13 protein-coding genes and 1 pseudogene are annotated in these 19057 nt (G+C 60.1%); 9 read left to right on the forward strand and 5 right to left on the reverse strand.

Going from position 1 to position 19057, the window contains the following annotated elements:
- Positions 1 to 19: 19 nt before the first annotated feature.
- Genes fdhF through KSP9073_RS16535 form a run of 3 tightly spaced genes read right to left on the reverse strand, consistent with a single transcriptional unit; the run spans position 20 to position 5033 of the window.
- Complete coding sequence (fdhF, locus tag KSP9073_RS16525) at positions 20 to 2965, reverse strand: formate dehydrogenase subunit alpha (RefSeq protein WP_108844079.1); 2946 nt, start codon at positions 2963 to 2965, stop codon at positions 20 to 22.
- Positions 2959 to 4527, reverse strand: a complete 1569-nt coding sequence (locus KSP9073_RS16530; RefSeq protein WP_108844080.1) for a formate dehydrogenase beta subunit — start codon at positions 4525 to 4527, stop codon at positions 2959 to 2961. The genes fdhF and KSP9073_RS16530 overlap by 7 nt, the downstream gene beginning before the upstream one ends.
- Positions 4527 to 5033 carry a formate dehydrogenase subunit gamma gene (locus KSP9073_RS16535; RefSeq protein WP_108844081.1) on the reverse strand — a complete coding sequence of 169 codons (507 nt, stop codon included), beginning with the start codon at positions 5031 to 5033 and terminating at the stop codon, positions 4527 to 4529. The genes KSP9073_RS16530 and KSP9073_RS16535 overlap by 1 nt, the downstream gene beginning before the upstream one ends.
- 145 nt (positions 5034 to 5178) lie before the next feature.
- Here KSP9073_RS16535 and KSP9073_RS16540 point away from each other — a divergent pair, with 145 nt between their 5' ends.
- The gene (locus tag KSP9073_RS16540) at positions 5179 to 6270 is read left to right on the forward strand and encodes a substrate-binding domain-containing protein (protein WP_108844082.1); all 1092 of its coding nucleotides are present in this window, start codon (positions 5179 to 5181) and stop codon (positions 6268 to 6270) included.
- A gap of 32 nt (positions 6271 to 6302) precedes the next feature.
- Here the strand turns inward: KSP9073_RS16540 and KSP9073_RS16545 are convergent, their stop codons facing one another.
- A complete protein-coding gene (locus KSP9073_RS16545; protein WP_108844083.1) occupies positions 6303 to 7277 on the reverse strand; it encodes an esterase-like activity of phytase family protein in 975 nt (324 codons plus the stop codon).
- Positions 7278 to 7366: 89 nt separating this feature from the next.
- Between KSP9073_RS16545 and dapB the strand changes: the two genes are divergently transcribed.
- From dapB to greA, 4 genes are all read left to right on the forward strand, one after another.
- Entirely contained in the window at positions 7367 to 8200 is an 834-nt protein-coding gene (gene dapB, locus KSP9073_RS16550) for a 4-hydroxy-tetrahydrodipicolinate reductase (RefSeq protein ID WP_108844084.1), read from the forward strand.
- A 266-nt stretch (positions 8201 to 8466) separates the two neighbouring features.
- Positions 8467 to 9621 carry a glutamine-hydrolyzing carbamoyl-phosphate synthase small subunit gene (gene carA / locus KSP9073_RS16555; RefSeq protein ID WP_207771509.1) on the forward strand — a complete coding sequence of 385 codons (1155 nt, stop codon included), beginning with the start codon at positions 8467 to 8469 and terminating at the stop codon, positions 9619 to 9621.
- Between the two features lie 88 nt (positions 9622 to 9709).
- Positions 9710 to 12940 (forward strand): carbamoyl-phosphate synthase large subunit, encoded by a 3231-nt coding sequence (gene carB, locus KSP9073_RS16560; RefSeq protein WP_108844086.1) that lies wholly within the window; start codon positions 9710 to 9712, stop codon positions 12938 to 12940.
- Positions 12937 to 13416 (forward strand): transcription elongation factor GreA, encoded by a 480-nt coding sequence (greA, locus tag KSP9073_RS16565; protein WP_108844087.1) that lies wholly within the window; start codon positions 12937 to 12939, stop codon positions 13414 to 13416. The genes carB and greA overlap by 4 nt, the downstream gene beginning before the upstream one ends.
- A gap of 96 nt (positions 13417 to 13512) precedes the next feature.
- On the opposite strand, the gene yhbY is transcribed toward greA, so the two are convergent.
- Positions 13513 to 13824: a ribosome assembly RNA-binding protein YhbY gene (gene yhbY, locus KSP9073_RS16570; protein ID WP_108844088.1), complete on the reverse strand. Its 312-nt coding sequence runs from the start codon at positions 13822 to 13824 to the stop codon at positions 13513 to 13515.
- A gap of 214 nt (positions 13825 to 14038) precedes the next feature.
- Here yhbY and KSP9073_RS16575 point away from each other — a divergent pair.
- From KSP9073_RS16575 to glmM, 4 genes and pseudogenes are all read left to right on the forward strand, one after another.
- Positions 14039 to 14629, forward strand: a pseudogene (locus KSP9073_RS16575) (RlmE family RNA methyltransferase).
- 87 nt (positions 14630 to 14716) lie between these two features.
- Positions 14717 to 16693, forward strand: coding sequence for an ATP-dependent zinc metalloprotease FtsH (gene ftsH / locus KSP9073_RS16580; protein ID WP_108844089.1), 1977 nt, complete (start codon positions 14717 to 14719; stop codon positions 16691 to 16693).
- Between the two features lie 95 nt (positions 16694 to 16788).
- The gene (gene folP / locus KSP9073_RS16585) at positions 16789 to 17640 is read left to right on the forward strand and encodes a dihydropteroate synthase (RefSeq protein ID WP_243409276.1); all 852 of its coding nucleotides are present in this window, start codon (positions 16789 to 16791) and stop codon (positions 17638 to 17640) included.
- Between the two features lie 5 nt (positions 17641 to 17645).
- Positions 17646 to 19007 (forward strand): phosphoglucosamine mutase, encoded by a 1362-nt coding sequence (glmM, locus tag KSP9073_RS16590; protein ID WP_108844090.1) that lies wholly within the window; start codon positions 17646 to 17648, stop codon positions 19005 to 19007.
- Positions 19008 to 19057: the final 50 nt, after the last annotated feature.

Raw genomic sequence — 19057 nt, forward strand, 5'->3', positions numbered from 1 at the left:
GGGTCATGGTCGCCAGCGCTCATTTGACCGCCGGTTCCGGTGACTCGGCGTTGGCCAGATAGCCCTGCTGGCGTTCGTCAAAGCGCTGGAACTGCTGCTGCCAGGACGAGGGCTGCGAGACCTTCTCAACCTGCACGGCCGTCACCTTGTACTCGGGGCAGTTGGTGGCCCAGTCGGAGTTGTCGGTCGTGATCACGTTGGCACCACTGCCCGGATGGTGGAAGGTGGTGTAGACCACGCCCGGCGCCATGCGATCGCTGACCAGACAGCGCAGCACGGTGTTGCCCACGCGGCTGCGGATGCCGAGCCAGTCCCCATCACGCAGGCCGCGATCCTCGGCATCCGCCGGATGGATCTCCAGCACGTCCTCTGAATGCCAGCTGCTGTTGGCGGTGCGCCGTGTCTGCGCGCCAACATTGTACTGGCTAAGGATGCGCCCGGTGGTCAGCAGCAGCGGATAGCGCGCATTGACCCGCTCTTCCGTCGCCACGTATTCGGTGATGGCAAAGCTTCCCTTGCCGATCGGGAAATCCACGCCGTGCATGGTAGGCGTGCCGAGCGGATAGTCGTCATTGCAGGGCCACTGGATGCTGCCGAGCTGTTCGAGCTTGTCATAGCTTACCCCGGTGAAGGTCGGCGCAAGGCTTGCGATCTCGTCCATGATTTCAGACGGATGGCTGTAGTTCATGGGATAGCCCAGCGCGTTGGCCAGATCCTGAGTGACTTCCCAGTCTTCCTTGCCGGCCACCGGTGGCATGACGCGGCGCACGCGGTTGATGCGACGCTCGGCGTTGGTGAAGGTGCCGTTTTTCTCAAGGAAGGTGGCACCCGGCAGCAGCACATGGGCGTATTTGGCCGTTTCGTTGAGAAAAATATCCTGCACGATCAGGCAATCCAGCGCTGACAGGGCCGATTCGACGTGCTGGGTATTGGGATCGGACTGTGCGATGTCCTCGCCCTGCACGTAGAGCGCCTTGAAGGTGCCATTGATGGCAGCGTCAAACATGTTGGGGATGCGAAGCCCAGGCTCGTCATCGAGTGTGGCGTTCCAGATGGTTTCAAAGCGCTGGCGGATCTCCGGGTCTGCCACGTGCTGATAGCCCGGCAGTTCATGCGGGAACGAGCCCATGTCGCAGGAGCCCTGAACGTTGTTCTGTCCGCGCAGCGGGTTGACCCCAACCCCTTCACGACCAATGTTGCCGGTCGCCATCGCCAGGTTGGCGATCGCCATGACCGTGGTCGAGCCCTGGCTGTGCTCGGTCACGCCCAGTCCGTAGTAGATCGCACCGTTGCCGGCACTGGCGTAGGTGCGCGCGGCTTCGCGAACGGCCTCGGCAGGGACGCCGGTTTCACCTTCCACGGCTTCCGGGGCATGACGCGGATCAGCGATGAACGCGCGCCAGCGCTGATAGCCCTCGGTGTCACAGCGCCTAGCGATGAAGTCGGTATCCTCCAGGCCTTCTGTCACCACCACATGGCCCAGCGCATTGACCAGCGCCACGTTGGTCCCCGGCTTGAGCGCCAGATGCTGGCTCTGACCGCCGTGAGGCGTTCTCAGCAGATCGATCCGGCGCGGGTCGGCCACAATCAGCGTGGCACCCTGACGCAGCCGGCGCTTCATCTGTGAAGCAAACACCGGATGCGCATCGGTGGGGTTGGCACCAATGACAAGAATGGTGTCGGCCTTCATGACCGAGTCGAACGTCTGGGTCCCGGCGGACTCACCCAGCGTGGCCTTGAGGCCGTAACCGGTCGGCGAATGGCAGACGCGGGCGCAGGTGTCGGTGTTGTTGTTGCCCAGCGCGGCACGGATCAGCTTCTGGACCAGATAGGTCTCTTCATTGGTGCAGCGTGATGACGTGATGCCGCCAACGCTGTCACGGCCGTACTGTGCCTGAATCTCTCTGAGGCGACGGGCGGCGAAGCTGATGGCCTCCTCCCAGGAGACGGCACGCCAGGGCTGGTCGATCGAATCGCGAATCATCGGCTCGCGAATCCGGTCTTTATGGGTGGCGTAGCCAAAGGCAAAGCGACCCTTGACGCAGGAGTGGCCGTGGTTCGCATCGCCGCCCTTGTAGGGGACCATGCGGACCAGCTTGTCGCCCTTCATCTGTGCTTCAAACGAGCAGCCCACGCCGCAGTAGGCACAGGTGGTCACGACGCTGTGTTCGGGCACGCCTTCCTCGATAACGCTTTTCTCCATCAGCGTCGAGGTGGGGCAGGCCTGCACACAGGCGCCGCAGGAAACGCACTCGGAGTCCATGAAGGGTTCGTTCTGGCTGGCGGCCACCTTGGAGTCGAAACCGCGACCTTCGATGGTCAGCGCAAAGGTGCCCTGAACCTCACCGCAGGCACGCACGCAGCGTGAGCAGACGATGCACTTGCTCGGATCAAAGCTGAAATAGGGGTTGGAGTCATCGATCTCGGCATCGAGATGGTTGGCACCATCAAAGCCGTAGCGCACCTCGCGAAGCCCCACGACACCGGCCATGTCCTGCAGCTCACAGTCGCCATTGGCCGGACAGGTCAGACAGTCCAGCGGATGGTCGGAGATGTAGAGCTCCATGATGTTGCGACGCAGCTTCGCGATTTTGGCGTTTTGCGTCGTGACAGACATGCCCTCAACCACCGGCGTGGTACACGAGGCCGGCATGCCGCGCCGGCCTTCGATTTCCACCGCGCAGAGTCGGCACGAGCCGAACGCTTCGAGATTGTCCGAGGCGCACAGGCGGGGAATGGTAATGCCGGCCAGCGCGGCGGCGCGCATGACAGAGGTGCCTTCGGGCACGCGAATGGCGGTGCCGTCGATGGTCAACTCGACCGGCGTTTCGGAGACGCGTGCCGGGGTACCCAGATCGCGGTCGAAAAACGCCGGATTGAAGGTGTTCTGATAGTCACCGACACCGCCCAGCCCTGCATTGAAGGCGTGTGGGTCGGCCTGTTTGGGATCGAAGTAGTTCAGCATGTCGTACCACCCGCCGTAACGGCTTGTCGAGGTGTCAGATCATCGGGAAAGTGCTGCATGACGCTCTGTACCGGGAACGGCGTCATGCCGCCCATGGCGCACAGAGAGCCATCGACCATGGTGTCGCAGAGATCGGTGAGCAAAGCGAGGTTTTTATCGAACGACTCGCCGGCGCGGATGCGGTCAATGACCTCCACGCCACGCACGGCACCGATTCGGCACGGCGTGCACTTGCCGCAGGACTCCACGCTGCAAAATTCCATGGCAAATCGGGCCTGGTCGCCCATGTCGACGGTGTCATCGAACATCACCACGCCGCCATGGCCGACCACGCCCCCAAATGCGGCGAAGCCTTCATAATCGACCGGGTTGTCCCACTGGCTTTCTGGCAGATAGGCACCCAGCGGGCCACCGACCTGGACGGCCTTGAGCGGGCGACCGCTCAGGGTGCCGCCGCCAAACCCTTCCATCAGCTCGATCAGGCTGGTGCCAAAGGCCAGCTCGACCAGCCCGCCGCGCTTGACGTTGCCGGCCAGCTGAATGGCCAGCGTCCCGCGCGAGCGACCCAGACCATAGTCGGCATAGGTCTGGCCGCCCTGATCCATAATGAAGGGAACTGCCGCCAGCGACAGGACGTTGTTGACCACGGTGGGTCGGCCAAACAGACCCTCGATGGCGGGCAGCGGTGGCTTGGCGCGCACCAGTCCACGCTTGCCTTCAAGGCTTTCCAGCAGGGACGTTTCTTCGCCGCAGATATAGGCACCAGCCCCCAGGCGTACTTCCAGGTGAAAGGCGCGGCCGCTGCCCTGAATGTTATCGCCGAGATAGCCGGCGTTGACGGCGCGCTCGATCGCTTCATCCAGAATGGCATGCGCCAGCGGATATTCGGAGCGCAGGTAGATGTAGCCCTGATCGGCGCCTACGGCGAGGCCGGCAATGGTCATGCCCTCGATCAGCATGTAGGGATCACACTCCATCACCAGACGGTCAGCAAAGGTGCCGGAGTCGCCTTCATCGGCATTGCAGACCACATACTTCTGCCCCGGGGCCTGATCATGGACGGTCTGCCACTTGATGCCGGTGGGGAAGGCTGCGCCGCCACGACCGCGCAGGCCGGAGGTCTTGACCTCATCGACCACGGCCTGGCTGTCCAGCGCCAACGTTTTTTTCAGGCCTTCAAAGCCGCGCAGGGCCGTGTAGTCCTCAAGAGACAAGGGGTCGGTGATGCCGATGCGTGAAAAGGTCAGACGCTGCTGGCGCTTGAGATAGGGGATATCTTCGGTCAGCCCGAGTGCCAGGGGATGATCCTGACGGCCTTCAAGCAGCCCCGCATCCAGCAGGGCTTCCACATCACCGGGAGTGACCGGGCCAAACGCCACGCGGCCGTCAGGCGTATCGACTTCAATCAGTGGTTCCAGATAAAACAGGCCACGGGAGCCGTTGCGCACGATGTTGATCTCGACATCACGGGCCCTTGCGCCGCGCTGGAGACGGGTGGCGACCCGGTCGGCACCCAGCGCCAGCGCCGTGGTGTCCCGGGGGACATAAACGGTAATGGCCATCACTTCACCTCCACAACGGTTGCCGACAGCTCATCGGTCAATTCATCAAACTGCTCGGGCGTCATGCGCCCGTAAACGTCGTCATTGACGCGGATGGAAGGACCGCAGGCGCAGTTGCCCAGACAGTAGACCGGCTCGAGGGTGAACTCATGATCTGGCGTGGTCTGGTGATAATCCACACCCAGCGACGCCTTGGCGTGCGCTTCAAGCTGGCGGCTGCCGACCGACTGACAGGCTTCGGCGCGACAGATCTGAATGACGCTGCGTCCTGCCGGATGCGTGCGAAAGTGGTGATAAAAGCTGATGATGCCGTGAACTTCGGCGCGGGTATGGCGCAGTGTCTCGGCAATCATGGGCACCGCCTCGTCAGGAATGAAGCCGAAGCGGTCCTGAATGGCGTGCAGGGTCGGCAGCATGGCGCCCGGTCTCTCGCGATGGGCGTCAATCACTGCCTGAATTTGCGCCGGCGTCCAGGCGTCGGCGACGGGGGAGGGAATCTGTGACATGGCCGGATCTCATCAGGTCGGAGGATTCAAGCGACATCGCTCATCCGATCATCTTATAGGAATCGTTATTCATAACTGCTTTAAGTCAGGGTCACGTTCGCGATCAAATTAGCACTCTCTATACGGCGGCAAAATATGAACGAAAATGCTTAGCAAAAAGTTGAATATCGTTCCGGCCTGGCGCTTTTATCGCGAGGATGGCGAGCTGCTCGACCCGGTGCTGTTCGTGCTGCTGGCCGGGCTGCTCGAGACCGGCAAGCTGACGCACGCCGCCAGCCGGGCCAATGTCTCCTATCGGCATGCCTGGAATCTGCTCAATCGGGCCGAGACCTTCTTCGGCATGGCGCTGGTGGAGATGCGCCGTGGCCATGGCACGAAGCTGTCGCCGCTGGGAGAAAAGCTTCTATGGGCGGAGCAGCGGGTACGTGCGCGGCTGGGGCCGCAGATCGACAGCATGGCCTCCGAGCTCAACCACCAGCTGCAGCAGCTGCTGGACGGTGCCCATCCCGTGTTACGTCTGCATGCCAGTCACGGTTACGCCGTCGCCCTGTTGCCGGATTTTCCGGGGGAGCTGGATTTACGCTATTGCACCTCGATGGAAGCCCTCGAAGCGCTGCGTCGCGATGAGTGTGATCTGGCCAGTCTTCATCTGCCGGTGGACCCGCAGCTGGCCGGGCAGGTCATGGCGGTCTATCACCCCTGGCTCTCCGGTCAGAATTTAAGCGTTATCCGCTTTGTGACCCGGCGACAGGGGCTGATGCTGCGTCATGAGGATCATCATCGAATTCGTACCATGAAAGACCTGGCGCGCGGTGATGTTCGATTTATTCATCGTAACGAACGCTCCGGGACCCGCATGCTGTTTGATCTGCTGTTGGCAGAGCAGGGTGTCGATGAGGCCGACCTGCCCGATGCGCGGCACGAGGAGTTCACGCATACCGCCGTGGCCGCCTACGTGGCGGCGGGCATGGCAGATGCAGGCTTTGGGGTAGAGGCGGCCGCCACACAGTTCGGACTTGATTTCGTTTCTCTGGCCACCGAGCACTATTTACTGGTCTGTCACACCGAACGGCTGGCTCAGGACAATATGCAGGCGCTGCTGGGCTATATGGCCTCGCGCGGCTTTCTGGCCGAGCTGGCGGGCCTGAATGGTTACGCGCCGGACCGCTGCGGGGAAGTGATGACCCTTGAGACGCTGCTGGCAGAAAACGCGGCAGGCCCCGGAGCAGCGTGCTGATGACCGGCAGCGCCCCGGCGGCCCCTGGGTGGTCACTTCGCAGGCGGCGGGACGTCAAAACACCCCAGAAGCGAGCGCTGTAACCAGTTCAGGTTATCGTCGCTGATCATCAGATAGCGATGTGGCGCGATGTGTGCCAATCCCTCAAAATTGTCCAGCCGCCAGCCTTCGTCACTGGCCAGCCGGGCAATGGTGCTGCCGGGCACGACGCTGCCCGGTGTGGCATCTGAAAGTCGAGCGCGCCGCAATGAGATGGTCAGGGGCCTGCCGACCTTGAAGTCGCGCTCCAGCAGCAGGAGGTCATCGCCCAGTGGTGCCATCGCCGTCAGGCCGCTGTTGGCACTGCTGCGCTGCCAGCGCCACTGATGTCCCTTGAGATCAAATAACCGGCTTTCGTTGGCGGCCATGCCGCGTGAGGCAAATTCGAGCCCGGCAATGATGCCGTACCGAGGGTGGTTGACCAGCGCTTCCAGACTGCCGTTGTCGCGCGCGCCTTCCAGTGCCGGCGGTCGAATGGCGTCTCCCAGTGGTCGCCCGTCAAGCGTGAAACGCTGTAGTCGATGGTGGCGCTCAAACCCGATCAAAAGCTGCGTCGCGCCGTTTTCTCCTTTGGTCAGCACCATCGATTCGCTGTCGGCCCAGGGCATTTTGAGCGGCTGACCCTTTTGATCACGAAGCGGTGTCGAGTCCAGCAGTTCAAGGCGCGTCAGTTGCTGGTGGTCGTCAAAATGGGGGCGAGCGCGGTAGAGCCGGGCGCGGTCGGACAGCAGGTATAACACATGACTGTCGGGGTCGAACGCCAGTTCCGACAGTCCCCCGAGGGGTTGTCCATCGGGCATGTGATCCGGCAGTTCCAGCATGCCGCACCACTCAAGGTGCTCGGGGCTTGAGCCGCCGGGCGGTCCGCCCGGATCGACAACGCCTGCCCGGGTGCAGCCGGACAGCAGGGTCAGCCACAGGGAAAGCACAGTGGTAGCAAAAAAGTGTTGGGTACGTCTGTCCGCCATGGGGCCGTCCGGTTGCGGGGTCTGATAGGTTATAGTGGCAGAGATGAGCACGGGCAAATGATGAACATGAGCAATGAGCAGGGGGATATGTGACACGAATTGCCATCATGGGCGCGGCAGGACGCATGGGCAAAATGCTGATCGAGGCGGTCAGCAGTGACGACAGCGCTCGGTTGACAGGCGCCGTTGTCCGTCCGGACAGCTCGCTGAAAGGGGCCGATGCCGGTGAGCTGGCCGGTCAGGGGCGTCTGGGCGTGATGCTGGCCGGCAGTCTCGAGGCCATCATTGATGACTTCGATGTTCTGATCGATTTCACCACGCCGGCCCTGACGCTGGATAATCTGGCGCTTTGTGCCGAGCACGGCAAGCGTCTCGTGATCGGGACCACCGGGTTCAACGACGAGCAGCTGAAGCTGCTGGAAGGTTACGCATCAACAGTGCCTTTCGTGTTTGCCGCCAACATGAGCACCGGTGTCAATCTATCACTCAATCTGCTCGCCACGGCGGCCCGGGCGCTGGGTGATGCAGGCTTTGATATCGAAATCATCGAGGCCCATCACCGTCACAAGGTGGATGCACCTTCGGGCACGGCCCTGATGATGGGCCGGGCCGTGGCCGAGCCGCTGGGCCGTGATCTGAAGGCCGATGGCGTTTATCAGCGTGTGGGGCAGATCGGCCCTCGAAGTGCGCGGGAAATCGGCTTTTCCACCATCCGCGGTGGCGACATCGTGGGCGAGCATACCGTGCTCTTTGCCGCCGAGGGCGAGCGCATCGAGATCACTCACAAGGCGTCGAGTCGGCTGACCTTTGGGCGGGGTGCCGTGCGGGCTGCGCACTGGCTGATGGATCAGAAGGCCGGTCATTACGACATGCAGGATGTACTGGGACTCAAACAGGCCCTGCCCGCCGACCCACAGGCCTGATCATTGTGTGATGGCATGCGGGGGTGAAATCCGATATTATCGGCACAATTTGGCCGGGTCGAACCCGCAGACCATGGCGATAAAACAAAGCGGGATGAAGCCCTTCAGGGTTTCGTCCCGCTTTTTTGCAGCCCGGGGGCATGTCTGTTACCAGAACGTGCCGGGAGGGCATGGTCGACGGGGTCGCCAGACGGCCGGTTTTGCGGTCAGCGTTGTGGCATGTTGCTTTCGCTGACAGTTTCTTTTGCCCTGTGGAGGACGTTGCATTGATCAAACCCGCGATTCTGGCGCTCGAGGATGGCAGCGTATTTCACGGCGTCTCCATCGGCGCCGACGGAGAAACCAGTGGCGAGGTGGTCTTCAATACGGCCATGACGGGCTATCAGGAGATCCTGACCGACCCTTCCTATTCTCGCCAGATTGTGACCCTGACCTACCCCCATATCGGCAACACCGGCATCAATGAAGAGGATGTCGAATCCCACCGCATTCATGCCGCCGGCCTGGTCATTCGTGACCTGCCCCGTCTGGTCAGCAATTTCCGCAGCGTCCGCGCCCTTGATGAGTATCTGGCTGCCCACGGCATTCTGGGCATTGCCGACATCGACACGCGCCGTCTGACCCGACTTCTGCGTGACAAGGGTGCCCAGAACGGGGCCATTGTGGCCGGAGTGGATGCCCAGGGCGATGACGCCGTGGCGCGCGCCCTGGCGGCCGCGAAAGCCTTTCCGGGGCTCAAGGGCATGGATCTGGCCCGCGAGGCCGGTACCCGAGAGATTCATGAGTGGCATGACGGTGAGTGGCAGCTGAGCAAGGGGTACGCCGATTTTCGCCAGCGTGAACGCCCCTGGCACGTGGTGGCCTATGACTTTGGCACCAAGCACAACATCTTTCGCATGCTGACCAGCCGGGGCTGCCGCCTGACCGTGGTGCCGCCGCAAACGCCCGCCAGTGAGGTGATGGCGATGAATCCGGACGGCGTTTTTCTGGCCAACGGCCCGGGGGATCCAGAGCCCTGTGACTATGCCATCCGGGCCATCCAGGAGATTCTGGCCACCGGCACGCCGGTCTTTGGCATCTGCCTGGGCCATCAGCTGCTGGCACTGGCCAGCGGGGCAAAAACCATCAAGATGAAACAGGGCCATCACGGCGCCAATCATCCGGTGCTGGATATTGATCGCGGCCATGTCATGATCACCAGTCAGAACCATGGTTTTGCCGTTGACGAGGCATCACTGCCGGCCAACGTGCGGGCCACGCACCGATCGCTGTTTGACCACACCCTGCAGGGCATTGAGCTGACCGATACACCGGCCTTCAGCTTTCAGGGGCACCCGGAAGCCAGTCCCGGGCCACATGATGTTTCACCGTTGTTTGATCGCTTTGTGGCCATGATGGAGGGCCGCCGTCAGGCAGCCTGACCCGGTCCCGACGGCGGCGTTTGCCGCCGTCGGGCCGCCATCGCATCCGACTTGTTCGCATCCCATTTTTCGACGCAGTGAAATCGTCATGCCAAAACGTACCGACCTGAAAAGCATTCTGATCATTGGCGCTGGCCCCATCGTTATCGGCCAGGCCTGTGAATTCGACTATTCCGGCGCCCAGGCCTGCAAGGCGCTGCGTGAGGAGGGATACCGGGTCATTCTGGTCAACTCCAATCCGGCGACCATCATGACCGACCCGGTCATGGCGGATGCGACCTATATCGAACCGGTCACCTGGGAGACCGTTGCGCGCATTATCGAGCGTGAGCGTCCCGATGCGGTGCTGCCGACCATGGGCGGACAGACCGCGCTCAACTGTGCGCTTGAACTCGACCGCCGCGGCATTCTTGATGAGTTCGGCGTCGAGCTGATCGGTGCCAATGCCAAGACCATTGAAAAGGCCGAAGACCGTGACCTTTTTGACAAGGCGATGAAAAACATCGGTCTTGAGTGCCCGAAGGCCAAGGTGGCGCACTCGATGCCGGAAGCCTGGGAAATCCAGTCCGAGCTGGGCTTTCCCTGCATCATTCGTCCGTCCTATACCATGGGCGGCTCCGGTGGCGGCGTGGCCTACAACCGGGAAGAGTTTGAAGAGATCTGCCATCGCGGTTTTGAGCTCTCTTCCAACCATGAGCTGCTGATTGATGAGTCGCTGCTGGGCTGGAAAGAGTACGAGATGGAGGTCGTGCGGGATAAAAACGACAACTGCATCATTGTATGTGCGATCGAAAATTTCGATCCGATGGGCGTGCACACCGGTGACTCCATTACCGTGGCACCGGCGCAGACGCTGACCGATAAAGAGTACCAGATCATGCGTAATGCATCGCTGGCGGTACTGCGGGAAATCGGCGTCGAGACCGGCGGCTCCAACGTGCAGTTTGGCGTGGACCCGGATACCGGGCGCATGGTGGTTATCGAGATGAATCCGCGCGTCTCTCGCTCCTCGGCACTGGCGTCCAAGGCGACCGGTTTCCCGATCGCCAAGGTCGCAGCCAAGCTGGCCGTGGGCTATACGCTGGATGAGCTGCAAAACGACATTACCGGCGGTGCCACACCTGCCTCATTTGAGCCGGCCATCGACTATGTCGTGACCAAGATTCCGCGCTTTACCTTCGAGAAGTTCCCACAGGCGAACGATCGTCTGACCACCCAGATGAAGTCGGTGGGCGAGGTCATGGCCATCGGGCGCACCTTCCAGGAGTCGCTGCAAAAGGCGCTGCGCGGTCTGGAAATCGGGGTCGATGGGCTGGATCCGAAGCTTGTCGATTTCGATGAGGCGTCGCGTCAGCTGATGCAGGGTGAGCTGCAGCGTCCGGGCGCTGACCGGATCTTTTTTGTGGCCGACGCCTTCAGGGCCGGCCTGTCGCTGGATGAAGTCTTCAACTTCACCAAAATCGATCGCTGGTTTTTGATCCAGATTCAGGAGCTGATGGTTCTGGAAGGCCAGATCGCCAAGGCCTCCCTGAATGATCTCAGTCGCAAGCAGGTCTATTTCTACAAGCGTCGCGGCTTTGGGGATGCACGTCTGGCACGGCTGATTGGTGTCAGTGAAAAGGCCTTCAGGGAGCGTCGTCATGCGCTGGATGTGCGTCCGGTCTTCAAGCGGGTCGACACCTGTGCGGCCGAGTTCGCGACATCAACAGCCTACATGTACTCCACCTATGAAGAAGAGTGCGAGGCCAACCCCAGCGATCGCCAGAAGATCATGGTGCTGGGCGGTGGCCCCAACCGGATCGGTCAGGGTATCGAGTTTGACTACTGCTGCGTCCATGCCGCACTCGCCATGCGCGAAGACGGTTATGAGACCATCATGGTCAACTGTAACCCTGAAACCGTCTCGACCGACTATGACACGTCCGATCGCCTCTACTTCGAGCCGGTAACGCTTGAGGATGTGCTGGCGATTGTCGAAAAGGAAAAGCCGGTGGGGGTCATTGTGCAGTTCGGTGGCCAGACGCCGCTGAAGCTGGCGCGTGATCTGGAGGCGGCCGGGGTACCCATTATCGGTACCTCGCCGGATGCGATCGATCGTGCCGAGGATCGTGAGCGCTTTCAGCAGATGATCGAAAAACTCGGTCTCAAGCAGCCTCACAATGCGACGGCGCGCAGTTTTGAAGATGCCTTCGTCAAGGCCGCCAAAATCGGTTATCCGCTGGTGGTGCGCCCGTCCTACGTGCTGGGTGGGCGCGCCATGGAGATCGTTTATTCCGCTGACGAACTCGAGAACTACATGACCCATGCGGTCAAGGTCTCCAATGATTCGCCGGTACTGCTGGATCACTTCCTCAATGCCGCCATCGAAGTGGACATTGACGCCATCAGTGACGGCAAGGAGGTCGTGATTGGCGGCATCATGCAGCATATCGAGCAGGCCGGGGTTCACTCCGGGGACTCGGCATGCTCGCTGCCGCCTTATTCGCTGCCGGGTGAAGTGCAGGATCGCATGCGTGATCAGGTGCAGCGCATGGCGCTGGAGCTTAACGTGGTGGGCCTGATGAACGTGCAGCTGGCCTGGCAGGATGGCGAGGTCTATGTCATCGAGGTCAATCCGCGCGCCTCGCGTACCGTGCCATTTGTCTCGAAGTGCATCGGCCGCTCGCTGGCCCAGCTGGCGGCGCGCGTCATGGCCGGCAAGACGCTGGCAGAGCTTGAGTTTACCCGTGAGCACATTCCGAACTTCTATAGCGTCAAGGAAGCGGTCTTCCCCTTCAACAAGTTCCCGGGCGTGGATCCGATCCTGACGCCGGAAATGAAGTCGACCGGTGAGGTCATGGGGACCGGCACGACCTTCGCCGAAGCGTTCTACAAGGCGCAGCTGGGCGCGGGAGAGGCCATTCCTGCACTCAGTGGTGACCGCCAGGCGTTTCTCTCTGTTCGTGATCCGGACAAGGAGGGCGTTATTGACGTGGCCCGTTCTCTGTTAACATTAGGGTTTACGTTGATCGCGACACAGGGCACGGCGCAGGCCATCGAAGCTGCGGGTCTGCCGGTCACTGCGGTCAACAAGGTGTTTGAAGGCCGTCCCCATATTGTCGACATGATCAAAAACGATGAGGTTGCCTACATCGTGAACACGACCGAGGGGCGGCAGGCCATTAACGATTCTTCCATGATTCGCCGCTCGGCGCTGTCACACAAGGTGCCCTATGCCACGACCCTGGCCGGGGCGCGTGCCGTGTGTATGGCGCTTGAGTATGGTAACGAGGTTACCGTGCGGCGACTTCAGGAACTCCATACGAGTGTAACGGCATGACCAGGGTTCCGATGACAGTGCAGGGTGAGAAGGCCCTGCGTGAAGAGCTTAACCAGCTCAAGGGTGTTGATCGCCCGCGCGTGATTGCAGACATTGCCGAGGCGCGAGAGCACGGCGATCTCAAGGAGAATGCGGAGTATCACGCCGCGCGTGAGCAGCAGGGGTTTATCGAGGGGCGGATTCAGGAAATCGAGTCGCGTCTGTCCAATTCTCAGGTCATTGATGTCACCAAGGTGCCGCATACCGGCAAGGTCATCTTTGGCACCACGATCAAACTTTTAAACCTCGATACCGATGAGGAAGTGACCTATCGCATCGTTGGTGAAGACGAGGCCAGCATCAAGGACGGCAAGATTTCGGTAAACTCTCCCATCGCGCGTGCGCTGGTGGGCAAATCCGAAGGGGATGTCGTCAATGTGCGAACGCCCGGCGGCGATGTCGAATATGAAATTGACAGCGTCGAGCACGTGGGCTGATCAGCGCCATATTGCCCGTTATAAAAAAGCCCCCGACAGCGTCGGGGGCTTTTTGCATTCAGATCATCGGCGTGGGCCGTCAACGCTTTGTGGCGATTACTGCGTATAGCGTGCCACGTTGGAAAGCCTGGGGTCGGCCTTGGGATTGTGGCGATAAAGCAGGGCAGTCTTGCCGATGCTTTGTACCAGTTCGGCGCCTGATTGCTCCAGTAAGTGTTGAATAATCTCGGCCCGCTCGTCGCGCTCTGCGCCGGCGATGCTGATCTTGATCAGTTCATGGTCGGTGAGTGCTCGTTCAAGCTCACCCGTAACACCCTCGGTCAGGCCTTTGTCACCGATCCGGACAACCGGATTAAGGATATGGCCGACGCTACGCAGGGTTTTCTTTTGTGCCGCTGTAAGGCTCATGATATGTTGAAAACTCTCGATCCTTTTTCATGTGCAATCATCTTACTCCACACGACGGCAGTGGCGCCAACGGTTGTATCACGTTCAGTGTTCTTTCCTATGATCGTGCTGGTGTTTGATCGCTGTAGCACGGCAATCCCTTTCTTCGGAAGTTAACGTGAAACGCTTCAAAAAGCCGGCTGCCGGCAAGAAGGCTTCAGCCGACAACAGCTGGATGAAGGCACGCTTTGATGATATCCGGGCAAGTTGCAGCTGGGCGGATGGCTATTGCTCCCGTACCAGTGACAAGCTACTTGAAATCGATGATCGCGATCGGCTATTTGCGCCGGACATGAGTGTGGTCGACCCGGGCGCCGCTCCGGGCAGGTGGCGTCAGGTGGCTATGGCGCGCGCAGGGCATCAGGGGCAGGTGATCGCCACTGATATCCTCGAGATGGATGCCATTGCGGGCATGGATTTCATTCAGGGTGACTTTACTGAAGAAGGCACGCTGCATGCTATGCTCGAGGCGCTTGGCAATCGACATGTCAACGTTGTGCTGTCAGACATGGCGCCCAATTTAAGTGGGCAGATAGCCATTGATCAGCACTGAGTCATGTATCCTGTAGAGCTGACACTTGATATGGCTCAGCAATGGCTGATGCCGGGTGGCGATTTTCTGACCAGGATCTTCCAGAGTGAGGGTTTTGATCAGTATCTAAAGGAAATGCGTCTCCGGTTCGATAAGTTAGTGACTCGCAAACCAGATGCCTCGCATCCAGGATTGCGGGAAGTATATCTGCTGGGTCGCGGTTTTCGCACATGAGCTTGCAATCGACAGGCCGCGCCCCAAGCTATCCGACACATACCGGGCCACGCCTGGCAGGCAGAATCACGTAGTGAGGGTGTCCCCTTGAACGACATGGCCAAGAATCTGATCCTATGGTTGATTATCGCAGCGGTACTGCTGACGGTATTCAATAACTTCAGCGTCGATAATTCGCCGCAGGCGATGAACTATTCCCAGTTTGTCGAGCAGGTGCAAAACAAACAGATCCGTCAGGTCACCATCGATGGCTACGATATTCGTGGTGAGCGCGATGATGGCTCCAGCTTTCAGACCATCAGGCCGTCTGCAGAAGACCCGCGCCTGATGGACGATCTGCTCAGCAACAACGTGACCGTGGTAGGCAAGAAACCCGACCAGCAGAGTATCTGGTCTCGCTTGCTGATCGCCAGTTTCCCCATACTGCTTATCCTTGGCATCTTCCTGTTCTTTATGCGACAGATGCAGGGTGGGGGTGCCGGCAAGGGCGGTCCCATGAGCTTTGGCAAGTCAAAGGCCAAGCTGCTGTCACACGAACAGGTCAAGACAACCTTCAAGGATGTGGCCGGGTGTGACGAAGCCAAGGAAGAAGTCGAGGAACTGGTCGACTTTTTGAAGGACCCCTCCAAATTTCAGCGTCTTGGTGGCCAGATTCCACGCGGCGTACTGCTGGTAGGGCCGCCCGGGACGGGTAAGACCCTGCTGGCCAAGGCTATTGCCGGTGAGGCTCGGGTCCCGTTTTTCACCATTTCGGGCTCTGACTTTGTTGAAATGTTTGTGGGTGTCGGTGCCTCTCGAGTGCGTGACATGTTCGAGCAGGCCAAAAAGCAGGCGCCCTGCATCATCTTCATTGATGAAATCGACGCCGTGGGCCGTTCGCGTGGCTCCGGCATGGGCGGTGGTCATGACGAACGCGAGCAGACACTGAACCAGCTGCTGGTCGAAATGGACGGCTTTGAAGCCAATGAAGGCATTATCATCATTGCCGCCACCAACCGTCCTGATGTGCTTGATCCTGCCCTGTTGCGTCCGGGCCGTTTTGATCGTCAGGTGACAGTCGGTCTGCCCGATATCCGGGGTCGTGAACATATTCTGGGTGTGCACCTTCGCAAGGTGCCGCTGGCCGATGACGTCAAACCAGAGATGATTGCACGGGGAACGCCTGGCTTTTCAGGGGCCGAACTGGCTAACGTGGTCAACGAGGCTGCCCTTTTCGCTGCCCGCAAGAACCGTCGCCTGATTGGCATGGCCGAGCTTGAAATGGCCAAGGACAAGATCATGATGGGTGCCGAGAAGCGCTCGATGGTCATGTCTGAAAAGGAAAAACGTAACACGGCCTATCATGAGGCGGGTCACGCCATCATCGGCCTGCTGATGCCGGAACATGACTCCGTCTACAAGGTCACCATCATTCCTCGCGGACGGGCGCTGGGTGTGACCATGTTCCTTCCCACCGAGGATCGTTACAGCTATACGCGTCAACAGATCATCAGCCAGATCTGTTCGCTGTTTGGCGGCCGTATCGCTGAAGAGATGACGCTGGGGCCCAATGGTGTGACCACGGGGGCTTCCAATGATATCAAGCGTGCCACCGAGCTGGCCCACAACATGGTGGCCAAGTGGGGGCTATCGCAGGAGATGGGCCCGCTGATGTATGACGAGGATGAGTCACATCAGTTCCTGGGTGGCCCGGGCGGCGGAGGCAGCAAGTTCACTTCGGCAGAAACCTCCTCAAGGATGGACCGCGAAATTCGTCGCATCATCGACGAGTGCTACCAGCAGGCCGAACAGATCCTGCATGACAATCGTGACAAGCTGGACGCGATGACCGATGCCCTGATCAAGTTTGAAACCATTGATGCCGACCAGATCAACGACATCATGGAAGGCCGTGATCCGCGTCCGCCGAAGGAGCCCGGCAGTAGCGGTCCGAGCGGTGGTCTGGGTGTGCCCGACACCAGTCCCTCGGATGTGCGTCCGGTGGAAGACCCGGAGGATGGCGACAGTGCTGACGATACGCGGCGCCGTCCCTCTGACCCGCTGGGCGGTTCCTCCGGACATTAACCTTTGTTTTACGTATCATGACCGCCCTCCGGGGCGGTTTTTTTATATCCACTGCTTACAATGACAGGTCGTCAGTTCGGGTTTCAGGAATCATCATGTCGAAAGAAGCTACTTTCATGTCGTGCGGCGAGCGCCACCGGCTGTCCCGTGACAGGCCCCATGTCATGGGCATTCTCAATGTCACGCCGGACTCCTTTTCCGACGGTGGAAAGCATGCTCTGGGCGATGCGGCCCTGCGTCGTGCCGAAGAGATGCTCCGTGAGGGTGCCGATATCATCGATGTGGGAGGAGAATCCACTCGGCCCGGAGCCACGCCTGTTGGCGTGCAGCAGGAGCTGGATCGGGTGGTGCCGATTGTGGAGCGTCTGACCCATGAGCTGGGGGCGCTGGTTTCGGTGGATACCAGTGCGCCGGAAGTGATGACCGCCATCACGAAAGCCGGGGCCGGCATGATCAATGATGTTCGCTCATTAAGGCGTCAGGGGGCGCTTGAGGCAGCCGCCGCCTCGGGGTTGCCTGTCTGTCTCATGCATATGGTGGGCGAGCCCGATAACATGCAAAATGACCCGCGATATGAACGCCCCATTGAAGAGGAGGTGGCTGTATTTCTCGAGCACCAGATCGCTCGCTGCCGCGGTGCCGGTATGGATGGCGATCGGTTGCTGGTTGATCCGGGCTTTGGCTTTGCAAAGACGCTTGCGCACAATCTGCGACTGATGAATCGCCTAGAGTATCTCCAGCATCTGGGCTACCCCCTGCTGGTCGGTACCTCTCGCAAGGGCATGATCGGTCGTGCGCTGTCACGCGAGGTTGATGAACGTCTCTATGGTGGGTTGGCGTTGACAGCTCTTGCCGTCAGCAAGGGCGCCTGGATTATCAGAACACATGATGTCGCTGCCAGCGCTGACGCCGTTGGCATGACCAGTGCAGTACTCAAGGAAGGCTAATAGCAATGGCAAGACAATATTTCGGTACGGATGGTATTCGCGGCACGGTGGGTCAGGCGCCCATTACGGCAGATTTCATGCTGCGTCTGGGCTGGGCTGCCGGTCGTGTCTTTGCCCGCCAGAATCGCCGCGCGCGCGTGCTGATCGGCAAGGATACCCGTATCTCCGGTTATATGTTCGAGTCTGCACTGGAAGCCGGTTTTTCGGCAGCCGGAGTGGATGTGGCCCTTCTGGGGCCGATGCCCACGCCCGGTATTGCCTATCTGACCAGTACTCTACGGGCCAGCGCCGGTGTGGTCATTAGTGCTTCGCACAATCCTTATCAGGATAACGGCATCAAGTTTTTCTCGCAGCATGGCACCAAGCTGCCCGATGCTTTGGAAGATGAAATCGAGCGTGAGCTTGAAGGTCTTCAAGAGACGGTCGGTCCGGACAGGCTGGGCAAGGCCGTACGTATCGAGGATGCTGCCGGGCGCTATATCGAGTTCTGCAAGTCGACAGTGCCCAATCGCTTTGGCCTGCATGGTCTGAAAATTGTTATCGACTGCGCCAACGGCGCCACTTATCACATCGCGCCCAATGTCTTTCGTGAGCTGGGTGCCGAAGTCATTACGCTGGGTGTGACCCCTGACGGTCTCAACATCAACCAGCAGGTGGGTTCCACACATCCTGAAGTCATGCGCGAAAAGGTCCTTGAGACCGGCGCGGATCTCGGCATCGCCTTTGATGGTGACGGTGATCGTGTGATCATGGTGGATCATGCCGGTCGCATCGTGGATGGGGACGACATTCTCTATATCATTGCACGTGATCGTCAGCGTCGCGGCGTGCTGGGCGGTGGCGTCGTTGGTACGCTGATGAGCAACTTCGGGCTGGCGACAGCGCTGGAAGAGTTGGGTATCCCCTTCGAGCGTGCCAAGGTTGGTGATCGCTATGTCATCGAACAGATGCTGGCGCGTGACTGGCAGCTGGGTGGAGAGTCCTCGGGACACATTCTGTGCGGTCATGCCCAGACCACCGGTGACGGCATTGTGTCTGCCCTGCAGGTGCTGGCCACCATGGTGATCGAGGAGCGAAGCCTTGATGAACTGCTGGAAGGAATGGAAAAGGCCCCGCAGGCGTTGATCAATGTGCGTCTGGTGCCCGGCATTGACAAGACGGCGCTGATGGAAAGCGCTCCTGTGACGAACGCCGTCAAAGAGGTCGAGCAAACGCTGGGCGAGTCCGGGCGTGTCCTGCTCAGGCCCTCGGGCACGGAGCCACTGATCCGGGTCATGGTGGAAGGGCGTCCGCGCTTTGATGTTCAGGCGCTGGCACAAAAAATCGCCGATGAAATCGAGCAGGGCATGACAACTGCCCAGGGTTGAAGAAGACGGGGCGTGGTTGTGTTCGCGCCATCGCTCCATTAACATCGCCC

It is taken from the genome of Kushneria phyllosphaerae (genome assembly GCF_900312995.1).
Classification (GTDB): Bacteria; Pseudomonadota; Gammaproteobacteria; order Pseudomonadales; family Halomonadaceae; genus Kushneria; species Kushneria phyllosphaerae.